General features: G+C 61.6%; 2 protein-coding genes and 1 pseudogene. All 3 read right to left on the bottom strand.

The window, feature by feature from the left end; all coding sequences use genetic code 11:
* A partial coding sequence (gene atpD, locus RMO40_RS04205) for a F0F1 ATP synthase subunit beta (RefSeq protein ID WP_309716741.1) occupies positions 1-1,085 on the bottom strand: 1,085 nt, incomplete at its 3' end.
* Positions 1,086-1,118: 33 nt separating this feature from the next.
* Positions 1,119-1,988 (bottom strand): F0F1 ATP synthase subunit gamma, encoded by an 870-nt coding sequence (gene atpG, locus RMO40_RS04200; protein WP_309716738.1) that lies wholly within the window; start codon positions 1,986-1,988, stop codon positions 1,119-1,121.
* A gap of 53 nt (positions 1,989-2,041) precedes the next feature.
* Positions 2,042-2,572 (bottom strand): annotated as a pseudogene (locus RMO40_RS04195) (F0F1 ATP synthase subunit alpha); the annotation flags it as partial.

Here is a 2,572-nt window from a genome sequence, read left to right as displayed (position 1 = left end):
GTGTTGTAGTGGTCTTCGCCAACCACGTTCGGGTCAAGCTGGCGCGAGGTCGAGTCGAGCGGGTCCACGGCGGGGTAGATGCCCAGCGAAGCGATGTCGCGCGACAGCACCACGGTCGAGTCCAAGTGGGCGAAGGTGGTGGCAGGCGACGGGTCGGTCAAGTCATCGGCTGGCACGTAAACAGCCTGGATCGAGGTGATCGAGCCAACCTTGGTGGAGGTGATGCGCTCTTGCAAACGGCCCATTTCTTCGGCCAGCGTCGGCTGGTAGCCCACGGCGGAAGGCATGCGGCCCAGCAGTGCCGACACTTCGGTACCGGCCAGCGTGTAGCGGTAGATGTTGTCGACGAAGAAGAGCACATCCTTGCCTTCGTCGCGGAACGACTCGGCAATGGTCAGGCCGGTCAGTGCCACGCGCAGACGGTTGCCCGGGGGCTCGTTCATCTGGCCGTAAACCATGGCGACCTTGGAGTCTTCGAGCTTCTCTTGATTCACGACGCCCGAGTCCGACATCTCGTGATAGAAGTCGTTGCCCTCACGGGTGCGCTCACCCACACCGGCGAACACCGACAGACCTGAGTGGGCCTTGGCGATGTTGTTGATGAGTTCCATCATGTTCACGGTCTTGCCGACGCCGGCGCCGCCGAACAGGCCGACCTTGCCGCCCTTGGCAAACGGGCACACGAGGTCAATCACCTTGATGCCGGTTTCCAGCAGGTCTTGCGACGGGCTCAGCTCGTCATACGCCGGCGGCTTGCGGTGAATCGACATCGTGAGCTCCTGGCTCACGGGGCCACGCTCGTCGATGGGGTCACCCAGCACGTCCATGATGCGGCCGAGGGTCGCACGGCCGACTGGCACCATGATCGGCTTGTCGGTGTTCTTCACCATCAGGCCGCGGCGCAGGCCGTCGGAGGAACCCAGCGCAATCGTGCGCACCACGCCGTCGCCCAGCTGTTGCTGCACTTCCAGCGTGAGGTTGGAGCCTTCCAACTTCAGTGCGTCGTAAATCTTGGGCATTGCGTTGCGAGGGAACTCCACGTCCACCACCGCGCCAATGCACTGAACAATTTTGCCGTCAGCCATGTTCGTATCCTTAAAAAATCGAATTCTTGATGCTCAGACCGCAGCCGCGCCGGCCACGATTTCAGACAGTTCTTTGGTGATCGCCGCTTGCCGCGTCTTGTTGTAGACCAGCTTCAGCTCGGCAATCACATTGCCGGCGTTGTCGGTCGCAGCCTTCATGGCCACCATGCGCGCCGCATGCTCGGACGCCATGTTTTCGGCCACGGCCTGGTAGACCAGCGCTTCGCTGTAACGAACCAGCAGCTCGTTGATCACCGACGGTGCATCGGGCTCGTAGATGTAGTCCCAGCCATGCTGAGTCTTGTCTACCGCCATGTTTTCGGCCGTCAGTGGCAGCAGTTGCTGGATCACCGGCTCTTGCCGCATGGTGTTGATGAAGCGGTTGTAGCAAACATGCACCGCGCTCAGCTTGCCGTCGGCATACGCGTCGAGCAACACCTTGACGGGGCCGATCAGCTTGTCGAGGTGCGGCCGGTCACCCAGGTGCGTGACCTGAGAGACCACCGGAATGCCGACCCGGTTCATGAACCCCAGGCCCTTGTTGCCAATGGCCACCGATTGCGCCTTGACGCCGTTGCTCTCGTTTTCCTTGAGCTTGGCGGTGACCATGCGCAACAAGTTGCTGTTCAACCCGCCGCACAAGCCCTTGTCGGTGGTCACGACGATGAAGCCCACGGGCTTGGTCGCGTCGTTGGCCACCATGAACGCGTGCTTGTACTCGGGCGTGGCCTGCGCCAGGTTGGCGGCCAAGCTGCGGATCTTGTCGGCGTACGGGCGCGCGTGGCGCATGCGCTCCTGCGCCTTGCGCATCTTGGAGACAGAGATCATCTCCATGGCCTTGGTGATCTTCTTGGTGTTCTCCACCGATTTGATCTTGCCGCGAATCTCTTTTCCTGCTGCCATGACGGCGCTCCTTTCGATTTATCCGATCACCCTGAGGTATCGAAGGGCAGGCTTCAGGCGAAGGACTTCTTGAACGACGTGGCAGCGGCCAGCAGTTCGGCCTCAGCGTCTTGGCAGGTCTTCTTCAAGGCCTTCTTCGAGTCGCTGTCGTCGGCCTTGGCGGGCTTGACATCCCACTTGGCACCGTTCTTTTCCATAGTGTCGTGCAGGGCAGCGTGGCTCGACTTCAGGTACTTGTGGAAGCCGGCTTCGAACGCCAGCACCTTCTTGACCTCGATGTCGTCCATGAAGCCCTTGTTCACGGCGAACAAGGTGGCGTTCATCAGCGAGATCGGTAGCGGGCTGTACTGGGTCTGCTTCAGCAGCTCGGTCACGCGGGCGCCGCGATCCAGCTGCTTGCGGGTGGCTTCGTCCAGGTCGGAGGCGAACTGCGCGAACGCGGCCAGTTCACGGTACTGGGCCAAGTCGGTACGGATACCGCCGGACTGGTTCTTGATCAGGTTGGTCTGAGCCGACGAACCCACGCGCGACACCGAGATACCGGCGTTGATGGCGGGGCGGATGCCGGCGTTGAACAGCGAGGT

Source organism: Rhizobacter sp. (genome assembly GCF_031412075.1).
Taxonomy (GTDB): Bacteria; Pseudomonadota; Gammaproteobacteria; order Burkholderiales; family Burkholderiaceae_C; genus Rhizobacter.
Note: the sequence above shows the minus strand (reverse complement) of the source record. Positions and strands in the feature narration are given on the sequence as shown.

What these genes read in the sequence shown, in the direction of transcription:
- atpG (WP_309716738.1), bottom strand. Translation starts at nt 1,988, where the DNA reads ATGGCAGCAGGAAAAGAGATTCGCGGCAAGATCAAATCGGTGGAGAAC.